Origin of the sequence: Anaerocolumna cellulosilytica (assembly GCF_014218335.1) — a bacterium.
GTDB lineage: Bacteria > Bacillota > Clostridia > Lachnospirales > Lachnospiraceae > Anaerocolumna > Anaerocolumna cellulosilytica.
In genome coordinates, this window is sequence record NZ_AP023367.1 from 4,234,191 (window position 1) to 4,252,437 (window position 18,247).

Genomic DNA, 18,247 nt, shown 5'->3' on the forward strand with positions numbered 1-18,247 from the left:
TACAATATCTAATAAAATCTAACAAAAACTGACAAGGGAGGGAGAATATCTTCCCCTCCCTTTGATAATATCTATGCTTGTGCTTCTGTATCCAGCCGGTAGATTGCCTTTTTAAGATACGCTACAAATTTCTCACGGTCAACAGATAACAATACTTTTGTATTCGGTTTCGGCATATTATACCACACCCTTTTGTCGGTAACACTCATGCCTGCTGTCAGATTTCCCTGTAATTCAATATCCACATGATAATCCCCATGGGTAAATATTTCAGGATGCAATATATACATTACCGGGCAGGCATCAAATATGGGGCTTCTATCGATATTTAAGCCTTTAGAGAATTTCGCATAAAACTCTAATAGTTCATAAACAAACCTTGAAACCCTGCCCCCGTCTTTAAACTCGTCGATTTCACTGTGTAGAATACTGGCAGCCTGGCTTACCTCCGTACCTGCCTGTATAATCGGAATTCCCGAGTGAAATACCATGTAAGCCGCATGTGGGTCAATATAAAAATTAAATTCAGCCGCAGCCGTAGCGTTACCGGAGCTATAGCTTCCTCCCATTAAAGCAATCGTTTCTATTCTATCCTTTACCTTTGGAAAAGTTTTTAGCAGCAAGGCAATGTTGGTTAAAGGTCCTAATGCAATGATAGTAACCTTACCTTCTGCCTCAAGAATTTTGTCCTTTAAAAATTCCACGCCATGTCTGTTGTCGTATTCTAACGTAATCTTATCAAAGACCGGACCATCCATCCCACTGTCTCCATGAGCTTCTGGTGCTACTTTAAGAGGACTTATCAACGGACTGTCAGCTCCTTTTGCAACCGGTATCCTTTTATCCGCTGCCATAAGTACCTTTAAAGCATTCTCACTTACCTTTTCTAAGGTTTGATTTCCTCCCACTGTGGTGATACCAAGCAGGCGAAAGTTTTCTGGATTTGCCAGAGTCAGTAATATGGCAAGAGCATCATCATGGCCGGGGTCACAATCAATTAGTACATTTCTCATTAGCTTCGTCCTCCTCTGGATTTACGAACTGAATACACAACAATTCCGATAAATACCGCCACATAAGGCAGAGTGGTAATTAATTCGGAAGGAATATTCTGTAATTGCAAAACATTACCAATAGCACTGAATATCCCGAACAAAAAGGAGGTTATGGTAGTAGGGATTACCATGGAACGTCCCATGGCGCTGGCCGCAATGGCAATCCAGCCTCTTCCGGCTATCATATCTCTGGTGAACATAGACAGGTATCCCATGGACATGTAAGCACCGCCAAAACCGGCCAACAGTCCACTAAGGCAAAGAGCCGTAAATTGTACCCGCCGTACCTTAATTCCTACAGAAGCTGCCGCTGCCGGATTCTCTCCCACTGCTTTTATGTGGGTTCCAAGCTTTGTTTTATTCAGCATAATATAGATTGCCGCAACGGATAACAGAGCAACGTACACAAGAATATTATGCCCGGAAAAAATCTCTCCGATAACCGGTATTTTATCAATAAGCGGAAGTTTTACAGAGGGTATCTGCTTACTGGCAAGAGAGGCTGAATTTCCCTTTTGTCCGGTAAACATGTACAGAATATAAACCGTAAAACTACTGGCGAACAAATTCAGGGCAATCCCTGCCATAATCACCTTTGTGCCCAGATAAAGGCTTAAATATGCCATAAAGGCACTGAACAAAACGCCTACTAATAACGCGGCAATAAGACCAATCAGGGCACTTTTTGAATAGGCAGAAGCTAGCACTCCCGCTAGGGAAGCCGTTAACATAGTTCCTTCCATGGCTATATTACTTACTCCTGCTTTACTAGATATAACATTGCCAAGGGCTGCAAATAAAATGGGAGTCGTTACTCTAAGGATAGCATAGAAAAAGGCGGGCGTTACTAAAAGGGCTAATATATCATTCATTTACAGTACCTCCTGCCAGGGCTTTTTTACGTTTCAAGTATTTTACAATAAAATCTGCTGTAATTAGCAGTACCAGTACCATCTCTACAATGGCTACCATTTCAACCGGCACGTCCGTGCTTCTTGCCATAATATCAGAACCGGTCCGCAGATAGCTCAGACCAAAAGCTGCCACAAAAGCACCGATTGGATGATTTTTACCTAGCATGGCTACCAGACAGCCGTCAAAACCGTAGCCTGGCAAAGCTGACCATGTAAAACGGTCATACATACTAAGCAGATGTACAGAAGAACCCATTCCGGCAATAAAACCAGACATAAAATGTACTATCATGGTAAGGGCAAAAAAGCTCATTCCGGAATATTTTGCAAAATCTTTATTGATTCCGGTCATTTTTATCATATACCCTAGTTTTGTCTTTTTATAGATAAACCATATAGTCCCAGTAAGTAGTAATAACAGTATAAAACCAGTTGTAATATTAGTTTTTGGTATGATTACCGTAAGCTTAGCCGTATCTAAGAAAGGGGCACTTGCTACTCCCGTAACGGACATGTCCTTTAAACGGGTTTTTAAAATATAAAATCCAATGCCGAACAAGATCGTATTTAACATAAGAGAGGTTACTAATTCATTGGCATCATATTTCGCTTTGAAAAAACCAGATATACAAGCAATCAGTCCGCCGAAAAGCGAAGCTGCCAGTATCACTAAAAAGGAATGAAAAAATCCATTTCCTAGTGACCGTGTTGCTAAAATAGTGGTTATAATACCGGAGATATAAAAGATACCTTCTCCACCCATATTAAACAAACCGCTTCGAAATAATAAAGAAGCAGATAAGCCTGCAAAGGCCAAGGGAATCATTAATTCAATTACGTTACCAAAATACCTCATACGGGTCAGAGGTGCTGTTAAAAGCTTTGAAAAAGCATAAAAGGGTTCTTCACTTGTACCTAATAAAACAAGAAGGGTGATGACCAAAGCAATCCCTATGGCTGTAAGTATCTGAATTATTTCATTTTTTGCTTTCAAATTAAGCTTCTTCATACATTAACCTCCGGATATCCCCTTTGTCTTGTTTCTTAACACCCAGCATATAAAATCCCAATTCAGTTTCTGTCAGATTTTTAACATCCTCAAAAAAGCCTACGATTTCACCGGAATACATCACTATAATTTTGTCGCTAACAGCCAGTGCCTCACTCAAATCCGCACTGATTAGAAGGATTGCTTTATTATCATTGCGCAGTTTTATTAATTTTTCGTGGATAAACCTGGCAGAACCAATATCAACTCCTCTGGTGGGTTGTTCTGCTATTAAAAAGTCTGGGTCTGCGTAATATTCTCTAGCTACTACTACTTTTTGAATGTTACCGCCGGAAAGAGAACCAATTTCTGTTTCCTTTGACTGACATACAACATTAAAATCCTGTATCAACTGAGAGCTTACTTTATCAATGGCTTTTTGGTTCATACAAAATCGATGATTGAATTGTTTATCATCATAAAAACTAGAGATTAAATTCTCTTTTATAGTCCCAGTAGACGCAATACCTTGTCTCATACGGTCCTCCGGAATATATGCTGCCTTGGCATTCTTCCTGATTTCCTTGATTTTTAGTCCCTCAATCGGAACTGTATTAATAGTAATACGGCCTTCCTGAGGCTTTTTATACCCGAATAAAACTTCCACAAGCTCAGCCTGCCCGTTTCCTTCTACACCTACTACCCCCAGAATCTCTCCGGTTTTAGCCTGTAGATTTATGTCTTTTAGTATGGAAATATTGTTTTGCTTTAAATTTAAACCTTCTATATTTAACGCAGTCTTCCTGCCCTTTACTTCATCTTTAATATCGTCATATTGGTATTCTACCCGTCGTCCAATCATAAGTTCAGATATCTTCTCAAGACTTACCTCCTCGGTATTATGGGTAGAAATTAACTGACCTTTCCGAATAACCGAAATACGGTCACTAATTTGCTTCACTTCATTTAGTTTATGGGAAATAAATAATATAGTGTGTCCATTCTCTTTGAATTTCTTCAATTCCACAAAGAGCTGTTCTGTTTCCTGCGGTGTCAATACTGCTGTAGGCTCATCCAAAATTAGTATTTTTGCACCTTTATAAAGAAGCTTAAGAATTTCCACTTTCTGCTTCATTCCTACACTTAATTTCTCGATTTTTTCATCCATGGTAAGCTGAAAATTATATTGTTTTGCCAATGCCATGGCTTTCTTTTTACTTTCCTTTGCCTGTATAAAATTAAATTTGGTGGGTTCATCACCTAAAACGATATTTTGCAATACCGTAAAAGAAGGTATTAACATGAAATGCTGGTGTACCATACCGATACCTACAGCAATTGAATCTAAAGGGGAGGAAAAATTCATTTCTTTTCCTTTAAAATAGATAGCGCCTCCTGTTGGCTTTTCCAGTCCAAATATCATTTTCATAAGAGTAGATTTTCCGGCACCGTTCTCTCCTACAATGGCATGAATTTCTCCTTCTTTAAAGCCGACAGATATTCCTCTATTAGCAGCTACACCGTTATCATACACTTTATCGACATTTTTTAATTCTAAAATATAATCCTGACCCATTCCCTTAACCTCCGGGCATATTTGTTTAAAAGGGGCTGCTGCAAAATAGAATAATTGGATGAATGATTTTGCTTACAACCCCTTTGTACTTATTTATAAAGCTTTATATCTTAAAAGAAAACTTGTGAGTATCCATGCATTATGGCTGAACTGTTTCTCTGAATTTGCTGATTGCAGTATCATCCATATCAAAGGCTGAGGATATGGTTAAAGCACCGTCTTTTAATGCTTTTTCTGCGGAATCTACGGCTGCTTTTACATTGTCAGTAGCCGCTGCTTCATAAAATTTATTTTTAGCAATACCGATACCATCTTCTTTAAAACCAAACTGAACATGAGTACCCCAGGAAAGTGTACCTTCTTTTGCAGCAGTTACAGAAGTTAAGATTGTTTTATCAATGGTTTTGTAACCGGAAGTAATGATTTTCTGCGCTTTTGCTTCATCTGTCTCTGCATAAAGAAGAGCCTGGTCACTATCTACACCGATTACATATTTATTTAATTCATTCGCAGCATCAATAACACCGTTACCTGCATTACCAGCGCAGGCAAAAATTACATCCACACCAGTTTTATACTGATTTAATGCTATTTCCTTAGCAGTAGCTACGTCCTGGAAACCACCTACATAAGAAACCGCTACCTTAATATCTGGATTCACAGACTTTGCACCTTCTACATAACCAACCATAAAATCATTGATTCCGGGAATGTCCATACCGCCGATAAAACCGATAGTTGCATTCTCATCTGCTAATTCCATATCAGAGGTGGTAGTTGCAGCTGCAACCACACCGCATAAATATCCGATTTCGTTGGTAGAATAGAACATGGAGTACACATTATCCAATCCTGCGGCATCTTCTATATCAAAGTTAATAAATTTCTGATCAGGATATTCAGCTGCTACTTCATTCATATAAGGAGCAATCTGCCAATTACAGCTTAAGATTACATCGTAACCCTCTTCTGCTGCATCAATAAAATAAGATTTCCATTTGGAGTCATCTGTACCGATTTCAATAATTTTAGTGCTAACATCAGACAGGTTTGTATCTACCAGCTTCATACCTTCTACTGCAAGATCATAAAAGGATTGATCTCCTTGATAAGGTATTAACAGTGCTGCTGTATACTTTTTTTCCTCCTCTTTCTTGGAACATCCTGTGATTCCGGCGATACATAAAACCATAGCCAATAATACGATTAGTGTTTTTTTCATGTTGTCCTCCTATAATATAAGTTTATCTATGTCTGGCATAGCCCCTTGGGCTCCTTTGTAGGATATGGTAAAAGCAGCAATCTGATTGGCAAAATTCACTGCCTCCTCCAAAGTTTTTCCTGCCAGCGTGGCAACTGCCATTGCCCCATTAAAAGCATCTCCGGCTCCGGTGGTATCCACCACCTTAGCAGGTACTGCTTTACAATGCACAAGCTTTTCCCCATCATGAAAATATGCACCATCTTTCCCGGCGCTCATAATTATCTTCCCTGGATATTCCTTAAGTACTTCCTGATATGGCTTATGAAATATAAGCTGTAATTCTGTTTCATTCGGAATGCAATAGGTGACTTTATCTATATACTTAAGCAAAAGCGGCTTCCCAGGTGCAGGGTTTAAAATAACTTTTATAGCATTTTCATAACAAAAATCTATAATTTCATAAACCGTATCTAAAGGTATCTCAAGCTGGAGCATCACTAGGTCAGAGGCTAAAATCAATTTTTTAAGTGATGCTGCATAGCTTTTATCTACATATGCATTTGCTCCTGGAACTACTACAATCGTGTTATCCGTATTGCTGGTTGTAACGATTGCCATACCGGTACTGGTTTCTTTCACGGCTTTAATGTGTTTGGTTTCAATCTTATTCTGCTTTAAGGTTTCTAGTAAAAAGGTACGATACATATCTTCTCCCAGACAACCTGCCATGGTTACTTGTGCACCAAGCTTTGCCGCACAGACAGCCTGATTCATCCCTTTTCCGCCGGGTAGAATTTCATAATTATGGCACTGCATTGTCTCCCCGGGAACAGGAAGCTTGTCCACTTGTACAAGCATATCTATATTCATACTTCCAATTACTGTTATTTTCTTCAATGAAATACCTCTCTTTAATTTCCTCTATGACTTTGTGTAAAGTAAAGCATACTCACATCCTAATTCATAGCGTAAAACATCTGAAATCAGATGGGAACTAGTGTGGATTCTCTAATGACAAGGCTGTTCTCCAAGACAATTTCAAGGGGTGCCGATACCTTTTTTTCAATTAATTCAAGCATATATCTGGAAGCAGTTTCTCCCAATTGGTTTATAGGCTGACTGACGGTCGTAAGCCTTGGATACACCCATTCCGACATTTTTATATTATCATATCCAATTATCTGGATTTCTTCCGGTATTTTAATGTTCTTACTATGCAGATAGTTCATACATTCAATGGCTGTCACATCATTCCAGGCAAAAATACCATCATATGCAGTAAGTATTTTCTCCCGGTCTGTTTTTATTATAGACTCAAAGGCTTTAATACTATAGGTAATTCCTCTCTTTTTCATAACCTCTTCAAAAGCTGCCTGACGTTCTTCTGCCGGACGATTATAGTCAGCACTGGTTAAATACAGTATCTTCTTGCAGCCACAAGCTATTAAATGTTCACTTCCAAGAATAGCCCCCTGTCTATGATTACTGATTACCGTTATCTTTTCACCCTGCTTTTCACTTTTTCTATCCAGAATTAACGTTGGGATATTGTATTCGAGTTCTTCAAATTCTATGGACCCGGTTATAAATATAATCCCATCAAAGCAATTGCAAATTGCCATATTTAGATAATTTTGTTCTAACGCAATACTGCCGTTGGTATTACACAAAACCGTCTTATAGCCATACTTCATAAAAGTCTGCTCTATGGTCTCAACTAACTGAGTAAAGAACGGATTGCTGATAGTTGGTATCATAAGCCCAATGGTATTGCTCCGGTTGTATTTCATAGCCCTTGCAATGGCATTGGGGTAATAATTTAATTCCTGACATGCCTTTTCGATACGTTTTGCTGCATCTTCACTAATATAACTTCCCTTTTGAAAATACCTGGATACGGTTGAAGTCCCTACCCCGGCCAGTTTTGCTACTTCCTTTATGGTTGCCATACTCTCCTCCCAATGTGGTATCGTTACCATACAATTATCATAGTCTACGGCAAATTGTTTGTCAATATTGATTTTGTATATTATTGAAAAAATATGTGTATTTATTACTAAGGTTAATAGGACTTATAAAGAAATATAATAAATGCTTCATAACAGGATACTTTGCCAATTATTTAACATTTATTTCTCACGCTTTCTGGATATTTTTTTCTGAATCACCAAATTATATAAGTACCTTCATCCGGACATTAAAATGTATATTTATTACTTCTTTTGTCTTCATTAATAATTGTCGCTGTCAAAAGGAGAACCATTGCATTAGCTTAAGCAGGAATAATTAAAATGTACCGAGGACAAATTATTAATAGAAAAAAACTGCTGTACTTATTAGAAAAATCCATTTCTAAACTGTACAGCAGCTTTTTTACACTTCTCTATTTAACTTTAATTCGAATTCCTCATCTCTGTCACAGCATAATAGATTATCCTTAACATATAAGCGGGCAACGAATACACTGGCTCGAGATCTTTGATAATTTGCACTTAATTCATCCTTAATACGCTCAGCTGCCTTTAGCCCCGGATGAACAAAATAGAATATATATGCATTATCATCACACACTACAATGTCTGCATGATGTCCAAGGTCATTGTCATCTGTACGGGTTCCCGCCTCATTTAGAATTACATGATTGCGTTGCCAGTTGGTATAATCTTCGGATTCATAAACTGCCAGTCCCTTCCAGAAATCTGTTATCATCCATTTCTTACCTTGTAGTTCAAATACATTGGCTCCTTCATGAGGCACATCTGTAATTTCTGCCCCTAAGACTTCCCATTGATACAAATCTCTGCTGACTGCACTGTAGGTATGGCTGTCGTGGCATTCGTCCTTATACCACATCTTATACAGACCCGGTTCCGTCTCATAAACACATGCGTCTATGACACGGTTTGAAGATAACGGCAGTACGGATTCAAAGTTCCAGTCCCACATACTATCCGCGGTATAATGCACAATGTGCCGTTCCCAGTTCCAGTTGGTAGGTATTCCTTTTACATATGAAACATACATATGATATTTTCCCTGAGCATAGATTACTTCCGGTGCCCAAAATGTATTTTCTCCCGGCTCAAATTCTAGACCGGACAAAGTTCCCCGGTAGAGCCAGTTATAACCGTCTGTAGAAGAGGCTACTCCGATTTTTGTCCCATGAATGTTTGAAACACCTATACTGATACTAGAGGCTCTCCTCTGGGTATATAACATCCAAAAGGTTTTTTCCTCTCTGTTATATATTACCACCGGGTCAGTAGCCCCATCGTATACAGGATCACGATACAAGGGGGATGGAATTATTTTCTTATCATGCATAGCAGTACCACCTTTTATTATTTTCATAACGCAGACTAGAGTGTTAAATGATTTTGCCAGCCACTCTCTGGTTAGAATCTCCTATACTATAGGTTATCCGAAAGCAGCTGAAAAAACTACTTGATATCAGTCAAATTCTTTGCAATATAATTCATAAACACTAGAGCACGTATTTGTTAGGAATTTCATGAACACTGCCGCATATATTGAAGTAACCCTATTAGAAGGTTTTTAGACATGCCGGATGGAAAAATAGATAATCAGTTAAACTTAGCTTTAGATGTATCTGAACAGACTAGAGAAAAGACACTTGACTTAAATGTAGGTTATCAACCTGTTACAAGAACATGGGAATTGATTGTTAAATATAGCGGAAATATTGCCAGAATTGCAGAAGAACTGGACTTAATTGTTGTTCCGCTGCAAAATGAGTATGCAATTATTACAATAAGAGAAGATTTAATAGACCGCCTTTCTGACTATCAAGAGGTAGAATTTATTGAAAAGCCAAAGCGTATGTTTTATGAAGTGAACCAAGGAAGAACTGCTTCTTGCATTAATCCACTCCAGACTTCACAATTTAATCTCTTTGGCAGAGGTGTTATTGTAGGGGTGATTGATTCCGGTATTGATTATTCTCATCCTGATTTTCGGAACGAAGACGGTACCACCAGAATTTTAGACCTGTGGGATCAGACCATTCCCGGAAATCCGCCTCCAGGGTATGCTATCGGCACTTTGTACACCAGAGAACAGATTAATGAAGCGTTGGCACTACCCAATTCTATGGAGCGGCAGACTCTAATACCTAGTACAGATTTATCCGGGCACGGGACACATGTACCGTGCCCGAATACGAAAAATCAGAACCTCCAGTGAATAATGATTTCCTGATTCTTCTCGTCATCTTTATCTCCGATTTCAATGAAGTCTACGAACTCATTGACTATCTCACTATTTAATGATTCAAAATCTGCATATTTGCGAATCAAATCCTTTTTCTTCTCCTTACTTTCATGTACAAGAAGCAAATCCTTAAGTTCCTTCTCTGTCTTATCCATATTTTGAGTAAACTCTAAAAGTTGTTGATTCAAGTTTTCTTTTAATAGCAGATATTCTTCTTGGGAAATTATCTGATTTGTCTTATCTACATACAGAGATGCCAATGCATGTTTCGTTCTTCGCAGATTTTCATCTAACTTAGATAATTCCTGTCTTTTATTTTGATAAAGTCTGTTATTATCCTGTTCAAATGTAAGATATTCTTCTACTTTGTTAAATTGTAAATGCTCCTTTATCATGTACCTTATCTTTTCATCCAATATTTTAATAATACTAACGTATCCGATAGCATGTGGGGAGCATTGCTCCTTTTTGGTTCTTTTATAAAGCTGGCAGTATAAACGAACATACTTTGTGTCACCATTACACCGGGTTAAAGTGCTGCCACAGTCCTTACATCTTACTTTCCCCGCTAGTAAAGAAGCATGCTTTATGCCGTCTTCCTCTACAGTACGGGCATATCTTCTGCTTTTCCTTAACTCTTGTACTAACGTATAGGTTTCTTTATCAACAATCGGTTCGTGGCAACCTGTAACAATTACCCATTCTGATTCCGGTAAATGAACCACCTTTTTACTCTTATAGCTGACTTTCTTTTCTCTGCCCTGAACCATATCTCCGATGTAAACACGATTGGATAGTATTTTCCGAATGGTGGATGTTCCCCAAATTCCGGATTTACCATACCCAATGTCACTTGCAGGATTTTCATAATGAAACCCCTGCTTTTTTTTGTATTCCGTTGGAGTTATAATTTTTTCTTCATACAGCCTATCACAAATCTGCCGGTTTCCCAGCCCCTGTACCGCATAGGAGAATATTTTACGTACAACCCCTGCCGCTTCTTCATCAATAACCAGTCTGTGATAATCCGCTGGGTCTTTGCTGTATCCATAAGGCGCATAGGAACCAAGGAACTGACCTTTTTCCATCTTCGTTTTAAAGACACATCGGATATTTTCTGATAAATCCTCACAGTACCATTCATTAATCAGTCCGTTAATTTGTCTCGCCTTTTTATTGCCTTTCACATTAGTATCCGCATAATCAGCTACACCTATAAACCGTATCCCAAGTACTGGAAATAGTCCATGAAGATACTTCTCCACCAATTCCATATCTCTGGTGAATCTTGATTGTGTCTTACAGATAATGGTATGAAACAACCCGTTTTTAGCATCCTTAAGTAAACGGTTAAAAGCCGGTCTATCACTGTCAAGTCCGGTATAATCATCGTCTACGTATACTTCATGAATGGCAAATTGATGTTCTATGGCATAGTCTACTAAAAGCATCTTCTGATTTTGTATACTGGCACTTTCATCTCCTTGGTTAAGCTTATCCTTATCTTCCTTTGATAGCCTGCAATAAATAGCTGCTTTTTCGATACTTACCACCCCTTATATAAATATTTACAAAATGGTGTGTAAGTTGAAATACTATAAATAGCATATCATAACACCTAGCATGAATCAAATGGCACGCTGTTTATTTTTAATAATTCTTACGATGATTTTAGAAAGTGCTTTTTTCCTCTCCTCTTGTGGCTGATCCTTAAATACTTCCTTTACAATTAACATACTCACACCTCCTTAGCGACACAATTCCTTTCTAGAATATATTCGATTGATTTCTTGTCCTATCACATAAAAAGAAGCTGTTAACCGAATTACGTAACAGCTTCTAGATAGTAGTTGTATCAACTTTCAATAGAGTATACAAAATATAATTAAAGGGGAGTGTAATTTTATTTTTGAAACTGTATGACTGTATGCTCTATTGAAAATTGATAGCAGAGAGGTTGTTCAATAAAACCACTCTTATTATATTTATGAAATACAACATTATAATGTGTTGCGGTAAGTCAGGTTATAATTGTGACAAATTAATATAAAGCAAAATTGATACCTGCCGCCTCGTATAAATACATAGGGCAAGAATCCGTTACGACTAGCGATTCTTGCCCTTGTGTAATAATTATAACATAACATTAAAAACTTTTGATACATTACTATATATATCATTCTTACGACTTTAATCAATAATTAATCTTGTTCTAAGAACTTACTTTCTTGGCATTAAAGTAGCATTTCCTATTTCTTTAATTATTTTAAATTCAGCAGTAAATTTGTTTGCTTTATTGCTAATGCATTAATTCATTATTACTCTCTCACTATGTCCGGAATCACTTCATATGAGTAACTTGTATTGGAAAGTGGCTGCTCTACTGGTTTTGTTGTATCATTTTTACGAATTTGTACATCTATAATTGTTTTTGTTCCATAGTTCGCAGTATAATTTCCTTTACCATAGACATATGCAGTATCTGAAGATACATATTCCAATTTTTCTTTTAACCATCTATTATCGTCGTAACTTAATACATCTTTTACCCAATCTCCCAATGGAATTGTCTTTTGCATAAGTTTTTTCGTAGAAATACTTCTATAATCTAATATTATTGTTCCTGAATACGTTGCAAGAAGATCCACCTCTCCATCTGTATTCGTCATTGCTAATAATTTCGCGGTGACATATGCAGTTTCTCCATCTCCAACTAATACCGTCTGAGGAGAAATACTATAAGTCACAGTTTCAGTTCTTGTTTTAATTTCAGTTTTTGAGTAACCATACTCCATACTTACTTGTACACCTAATGTGAAAGTAAGAGGTATTTCATATTCAAGTTTAGTCTCCACACCTACATCGATAGAATGTGTAGTTTCATTTGTAGTAGTCTCTGCAACCGATTTAGAGAAAGTTGATGAAGTCAAATTTTGTGGTTTTCCGCTGTTATTAGCTAATTCATTTGTTCCCATATATAAATACTCATCTGCGACAATTGGTTCTTTGCGTTCTTTAATTGATAATATGATTTTATCTGCAGCTACAATAATTCCTGGATTGTAGTCATTATCATAGTCATTGTTTGTAAACTTATCTATTGTTTTAGTGTATGTGTCCTTACCAGTTTCGGGATTCCTGTAAGTAAGGAGATCAACTATCTCTTTGAGAACCTCATTATAATCTTTGTCTTTTGGTAATATTGTTCGTGTTTTTGCCATCTATACTCCCCCTTGTATTAGTAGTAAAAGTATAACTTATTATACTTGTTCTATTCTCAATGAGTCGATATATATCCCTGTATGTGATATGTATGAGAAAATTAATTCTGAATTCACTTCATTATCCATCACAGTAAACACGGTACTTACTTCTTTAAATCCCTTATACTGATTTTGTACTGGAGGCAAATGATTTGTTGACTCTTCCAATAAAACCCTTTGATTGAATTTGGAATCCAAGTTAATCCTAATTATACCTACTTCGTTTTCATTTTCTGGTTTTATAAATACTGTAAATTTGTACTTTGCTCCTTTTATAAATTTATAAAATTTTATCAAAGAAATTAAACTTGGAGAAAACAAAGATATATTATCTGTTAAGCTATTATTTGAACCTTGTATAAATTTGATTTCAATAGATGGATTTTCGAAATATTCCCATTTATTTAAACTATTACTTTTAAAGGTTGTAATGTCAATAAGTTTTAATCTCACATCAAATGTTTTATAATGTTCAATATCACTTGGAGTTTTTTCTCCATATTCATCCCAAACATGGATTGTAGCTTTTTGCTCACCAAGAAGAGAAAAATCTGGATTATTTAAGTATTTACTATTTACATTGCCTGCATGACTTTTTACATTATATAACTGGTCAGGTTTAACAATTAGGTCAAGATTTGTTGTATATTCCTTTACGGAGTCTATTTCTAATACTGGTGCCTTTTCAAAATTAGTTAGTTGTCCCAATGTTTCTACAGAAGTATCACCAAATATATCATTTTCTCGATACCAAGCGCCATATTTTGACCAAGTGGCGTATGCATAATTTATATTTATTTTTAATGGCATATTTCCTTTTGTATGTATATTTTCTGCTTTTTCTAAAGTTATTGTAATTGTATATTCATTTTTTTTGTCATCAGGATGATAATTACACGATATTTTTAAGCTAGGATCTTGATTAGAAAGGAATTTAACCATGTTTACATAAGAATTACCTCTAAGCCTTATGTCTGAGTCTCCTGATGTGATTTCATCTATGTACTTATTTGCTTTCATTTCAACTTCTACTTTACTACCTTTTAAATATCCTAGCTTTTCTTGATTTAATTTAACCATCATATCTTTTGTAAATTCAGTAGCGTGATTCCTAGCATGAATTTTAGCAACTGCATGTTTTCTTTCTACCGAAGCCCTAGAATCTATTGTAGAATCGTTGTTCTCATTCATTTAAATCTCCTCCTAACTTTATTTATAATCTTCATAACTGAAACATATTTTAGATTCAGAATTTCACGTTTATGTTTAAATCCAATAAATACCCTTATATGCTATTAATTCTTAGCACCTCCTTTTCTTGAACTTTTTGTAACTTATCATAAGTTACAAAAACCTCTTTTACTACCTCTGGTGTGGTAACACTGTGCTGAAAATGATTCTGCTCATCAATGGGTATGTATTGCACAGAACACTCCCATATACGTATTTTATATAAGTTTCTAATATTAGCTTAACCCAAATAATACCATTTGTCAATATTTAACATTTTTTATTATTATATCCTATGATTTGACAAATCATAGGATATAATAGAGATTGAAACACAGTCCATAAAAGAATACACACAATTTTGCATGACGATATACTCTTCTAGTGCTAGTTGCTCTTCTGCTTGATCGTCCATGAGCTGATTTCGGATATATGCCTCTATTTTCTTTGCATTTTTATCTACGGTATCTACAAAATACCCACTACACCAAAATTTTTGTTATTTTGGTGCGGTTTGAGACCCACACTTATTATAACAGAGGAGTTGTACATAGATTTTGATACATATCAAAATATTTAGTAAGAAAAATCCTATTCTGTTATTAATTGCATCCATATACTTTATAGAAACCTTGAGGATATCCGCATATCGGGCATATCTCCGGGGCGCATATTCCACTAATTATATTGCCGCAGCCTATACAAATCCATAAATTTTCTCTATTTTTACAAAATAGTTGATTACTTTCCATATTATCCACAAAAGTCTGTAGAATACTATAGTGATTTAATTTAATATTTGCAATTCCATTAAATAAAGAAGCCAAGTCAGCATAACCTTCTTCCGTTGCAATACGAGAAAAATCCGTATATAAAGTATTTGCTAAAAACCCTTCCCTATTAGCTGCATCTATTAAATTTTGAGAAGTATTTGTATCACCTTCATTAAGTATTCGACGCAATCTTTCACCTATAAATTGAGCATTTCTGGAGATTTCATCAAAAAGACCACTGATTTCCAAATACACTTCTTGATCCGACCGTTTTTTATATAAACCATATAACGCATTTGTTTGTAACTCATTTTCTAACGCCGTTTGTAAGTTAAGATACGTCTTACTATTTTGAAATTCCAACTTCTCACCTTACAATACTTTCAGATTATTTTGATATATAGTATGTATTGTGTTTGGTTTATGTGATTTATCCTAGCCCAAAAAACACCAACGATTCCTGCCAATACAGTTAATATAATGGGATGTATCTTAAATATTATGATCAAAAAGGAGACATTTTTATTCAGAATATTAAGTCAGCCATCATAAAAAGTATCATAGATATTGATGATAATGTCATGGCTCATCTGCTTTATACTATAAAAAAATGTACTCCTAAAAACGCAAGATGTTGAAATAAATACTGATACTAATGACGTAGAATCCAAGTGTCAGATATATTCTTCAATACGAACATAGCGGAGAGGTCCACGAACAGACTTTTATGATTTGAAAGCTACCATAAATCAATGAAGCAACAAATTCTAAGACCTGGAGTGATTCTTGGTCTTTAATTATTTTATATGATTATGGCCATGAGATATTAACCTTCCTTTTTAACTTCATCAGTAATATTTTTAGGATATATTAAAGGTAGTATTTTATTTCTCTCCTTTTGATAAAGAAATGAAATTTTAATATGTGGTCAAATATATATTGACAATCGTATGATTTCATACTATACTGCAAACTGTACGATTTCGTACATGGAGGTGAAAAATGAAAGGTAATCACATTAACGAAATTCATCGAATCAACTATCTCACTACAGAACTTGAATCTCTGTATCATCAATCATCCTTAAAGCTGGGGATTACAGACAGCGTTTCCATTGTGCTGTATTCGATTTATGATGCTGGCAGCGAATGTCTGCTAAGTGATATTTATAATAACTCCGGCATCAGCAAGCAGACAATCAGTTCTGCTATCCGTGGCCTTGAAGCAGACGGTATTCTCTTTCTGGAGCAGTATAATGGCAGAGCGAAAAAAGTTATTCTGACCGATAAAGGCAAAGAGTATGTGCAAAAAACGGCTGCACGGCTCTATCAGGCAGAAATGGATGCCTTTGACACTTGGACAGAGGATGAAATCAGTACCTATATTCGATTGATGGAAAAATACGCAGACTGCTTCCGTCAGCAGATTGAGAAACTGTAAAGGTGGAATCTATGAGAATTATTACGATTAGCCCAAGGGCTATTATATCCGGCTCGGAATGGGGACAGCGGGACACGTATCATCTGACTGTAAGCACTACTGATTGGAATATCAAAGAATTAGCACCAGCAGTTGAGGAGTTTGCAAACCGCTGGTTTGGGAGGACATAATGCACATTCAGCTTTCAGATCATTTTACTTATGGAAAACTTATTAAATTCACTTTGCCATCCATTGCTATGATGATTTTTACATCTATTTACAGCGTGGTGGATGGCTTCTTTGTTTCAAACTTTGCTGGTAAAACTCCTTTTGCCGCAATTAACTTAATTATGCCGGTACTGATGATTTTGGGTACAGTGGGCTTCATGTTTGGTACGGGCGGCACAGCTTTGGTAGCAAAGACCTACGGCGAAGGCGAGAAAGAAAAGGCAAACCGTTATTTTTCTTTGTTCGTGTACGTTGCTTTTGCCATTGGTTTGGTATTAGCAATACTTGGTTTCATTTTTATTCGCCCGATAGCTTCTGTTCTTGGTGCGGAGGGCGATTTACTGGATAACTGCGTCATATACGCACGAATCATTCTTGTTGCTCTGCCGTTTTTTGTGCTGCAGGTTATGTTCCAAAGTTTCTTTGTAGCAGCAGAAAAGCCACAGCTTGGTCTTGTTATGAGCATTTCATCCGGTGTGACGAACATAATACTGGATGCCGTTCTAGTACTTCTTCTCCCGCAGGAACTCAAACTCTCCGGTGCTGCCATTGCTACCACTATGGCACAGATTGTCGGCGGTGTGATTCCGTTGTTTTATTTCTTTCGGAAAAACGGCAGTATCCTGCGCCTTGGTAAGACCTCCTATGATGGTAAAGCAATTTTACAAGCCTGCACCAATGGGTCTTCTGAGTTTATGAGCAACATTTCCATGAGTATAATAGGCATTCTGTATAACCTACAGTTAATCAAATATGTCGGTGAAAATGGTATCGCAGCCTACGGAGTGATGATGTATGTCAGTATGATATTCTCGGCGGCATTTGTAGGTTTTTCTATCGGTGCCGCACCCGTAATTAGTTATCACGACGGGGCAAAAAACTATGCTGAACTCAAGGGTCTGCTCCGAAAGAGTCTAATTCTAATCGGCACATTTGGTGTTTGTATGGTTATTTCCGCAGAACTTCTTGCTGCTCCGCTCTCGAAGATTTTTGTGGGTTACAATGCTGAGTTATTTGACCTGACAGTTTCCGGTTTCCGAATCTTTTCACTGTCTTTTGGTTTTATGGGATTCGGTATTTTTGCTTCCGGTTTCTTCACCGCACTGAACGACGGTCTTACCTCAGCCCTCATTTCCTTCCTGCGTACATTGGTTATCCAAAGTGGATCCATTATGTTGCTTCCTATGATTTGGGGAATTGATGGCATTTGGATCTCTGTGGTCGTTGCAGAGTTTATGGCAGTTGTTCTTGGTACGATATTCCTGATTGTTAAACGGAAGAAGTATAACTATTGAGATTTAATGAGAGGGAAAAATGAACATCAAACTGAAACCACCTGTTTCTTTATACCGCTTGTAGCCCCTT

17 protein-coding genes and 1 pseudogene are annotated in these 18,247 nt (G+C 36.7%); 4 read left to right on the top strand and 14 right to left on the bottom strand.

The annotated features are described in order from the left end of the window. Positions 1-71: 71 nt before the first annotated feature. From acsn021_RS17535 to acsn021_RS17570, 8 genes are all read right to left on the bottom strand, one after another. A complete protein-coding gene (locus acsn021_RS17535; RefSeq protein WP_184092325.1) occupies positions 72-1,013 on the bottom strand; it encodes a nucleoside hydrolase in 942 nt (313 codons plus the stop codon). Then, entirely contained in the window at positions 1,013-1,927 is a 915-nt protein-coding gene (locus tag acsn021_RS17540) for an ABC transporter permease (RefSeq protein ID WP_184092326.1), read from the bottom strand. The genes acsn021_RS17535 and acsn021_RS17540 overlap by 1 nt, the downstream gene beginning before the upstream one ends. Next, entirely contained in the window at positions 1,920-2,978 is a 1,059-nt protein-coding gene (locus acsn021_RS17545; RefSeq protein ID WP_184092327.1) for an ABC transporter permease, read from the bottom strand. The genes acsn021_RS17540 and acsn021_RS17545 overlap by 8 nt, the downstream gene beginning before the upstream one ends. Then, positions 2,965-4,533, bottom strand: coding sequence for an ABC transporter ATP-binding protein (locus acsn021_RS17550; protein ID WP_184092328.1), 1,569 nt, complete (start codon positions 4,531-4,533; stop codon positions 2,965-2,967). The genes acsn021_RS17545 and acsn021_RS17550 overlap by 14 nt, the downstream gene beginning before the upstream one ends. Positions 4,534-4,672: 139 nt before the next feature. Continuing rightward, on the bottom strand, positions 4,673-5,755 hold the full coding sequence (locus tag acsn021_RS17555) for a BMP family ABC transporter substrate-binding protein (protein ID WP_184092329.1): 1,083 nt from the start codon (positions 5,753-5,755) through the stop codon (positions 4,673-4,675). 9 nt (positions 5,756-5,764) lie between these two features. Next, positions 5,765-6,634 (bottom strand): ribokinase, encoded by an 870-nt coding sequence (locus acsn021_RS17560; RefSeq protein ID WP_184092330.1) that lies wholly within the window; start codon positions 6,632-6,634, stop codon positions 5,765-5,767. Between the two features lie 86 nt (positions 6,635-6,720). Further along, entirely contained in the window at positions 6,721-7,686 is a 966-nt protein-coding gene (locus tag acsn021_RS17565) for a LacI family DNA-binding transcriptional regulator (RefSeq protein ID WP_184092331.1), read from the bottom strand. 424 nt (positions 7,687-8,110) lie between these two features. Further along, positions 8,111-9,061, bottom strand: a complete 951-nt coding sequence (locus acsn021_RS17570) for a glycoside hydrolase family protein (protein ID WP_184092332.1) — start codon at positions 9,059-9,061, stop codon at positions 8,111-8,113. Between the two features lie 237 nt (positions 9,062-9,298). Between acsn021_RS17570 and acsn021_RS17575 the strand changes: the two genes are divergently transcribed. Continuing rightward, positions 9,299-9,940, top strand: coding sequence for a S8 family serine peptidase (locus acsn021_RS17575; protein ID WP_184092333.1), 642 nt, complete (start codon positions 9,299-9,301; stop codon positions 9,938-9,940). Here the strand turns inward: acsn021_RS17575 and acsn021_RS17580 are convergent. From acsn021_RS17580 to acsn021_RS17600, 6 genes and pseudogenes are all read right to left on the bottom strand, one after another. Then, a complete protein-coding gene (locus acsn021_RS17580; protein WP_184092334.1) occupies positions 9,925-11,520 on the bottom strand; it encodes a recombinase family protein in 1,596 nt (531 codons plus the stop codon). The two genes, acsn021_RS17575 and acsn021_RS17580, sit on opposite strands and share 16 nt — an antisense overlap. 765 nt (positions 11,521-12,285) lie before the next feature. Then, positions 12,286-13,188, bottom strand: coding sequence for an ETX/MTX2 family pore-forming toxin (locus acsn021_RS17585; protein WP_184092335.1), 903 nt, complete (start codon positions 13,186-13,188; stop codon positions 12,286-12,288). Between the two features lie 39 nt (positions 13,189-13,227). Further along, entirely contained in the window at positions 13,228-14,421 is a 1,194-nt protein-coding gene (locus acsn021_RS17590) for a hypothetical protein (RefSeq protein WP_184092336.1), read from the bottom strand. 94 nt (positions 14,422-14,515) lie between these two features. Continuing rightward, positions 14,516-14,656, bottom strand: coding sequence for a hypothetical protein (locus acsn021_RS17595; protein ID WP_184092337.1), 141 nt, complete (start codon positions 14,654-14,656; stop codon positions 14,516-14,518). Between the two features lie 90 nt (positions 14,657-14,746). Next, positions 14,747-14,953, bottom strand: a pseudogene (locus tag acsn021_RS22930) (hypothetical protein); the annotation flags it as partial. A gap of 109 nt (positions 14,954-15,062) precedes the next feature. After that, positions 15,063-15,596: a rubrerythrin family protein gene (locus tag acsn021_RS17600; protein ID WP_184092338.1), complete on the bottom strand. Its 534-nt coding sequence runs from the start codon at positions 15,594-15,596 to the stop codon at positions 15,063-15,065. A gap of 639 nt (positions 15,597-16,235) precedes the next feature. Between acsn021_RS17600 and acsn021_RS17605 the strand changes: the two genes are divergently transcribed. Genes acsn021_RS17605 through acsn021_RS17615 form a run of 3 tightly spaced genes read left to right on the top strand, consistent with a single transcriptional unit; the run spans position 16,236 to position 18,177 of the window. Beyond that, positions 16,236-16,673, top strand: a complete 438-nt coding sequence (locus acsn021_RS17605) for a MarR family winged helix-turn-helix transcriptional regulator (protein ID WP_184092339.1) — start codon at positions 16,236-16,238, stop codon at positions 16,671-16,673. An 11-nt stretch (positions 16,674-16,684) separates the two neighbouring features. Next, positions 16,685-16,843 (top strand): hypothetical protein, encoded by a 159-nt coding sequence (locus acsn021_RS17610; RefSeq protein WP_184092340.1) that lies wholly within the window; start codon positions 16,685-16,687, stop codon positions 16,841-16,843. After that, a complete protein-coding gene (locus acsn021_RS17615) occupies positions 16,843-18,177 on the top strand; it encodes an MATE family efflux transporter (RefSeq protein ID WP_184092341.1) in 1,335 nt (444 codons plus the stop codon). The genes acsn021_RS17610 and acsn021_RS17615 overlap by 1 nt, the downstream gene beginning before the upstream one ends. Positions 18,178-18,247 lie beyond the last annotated feature (70 nt).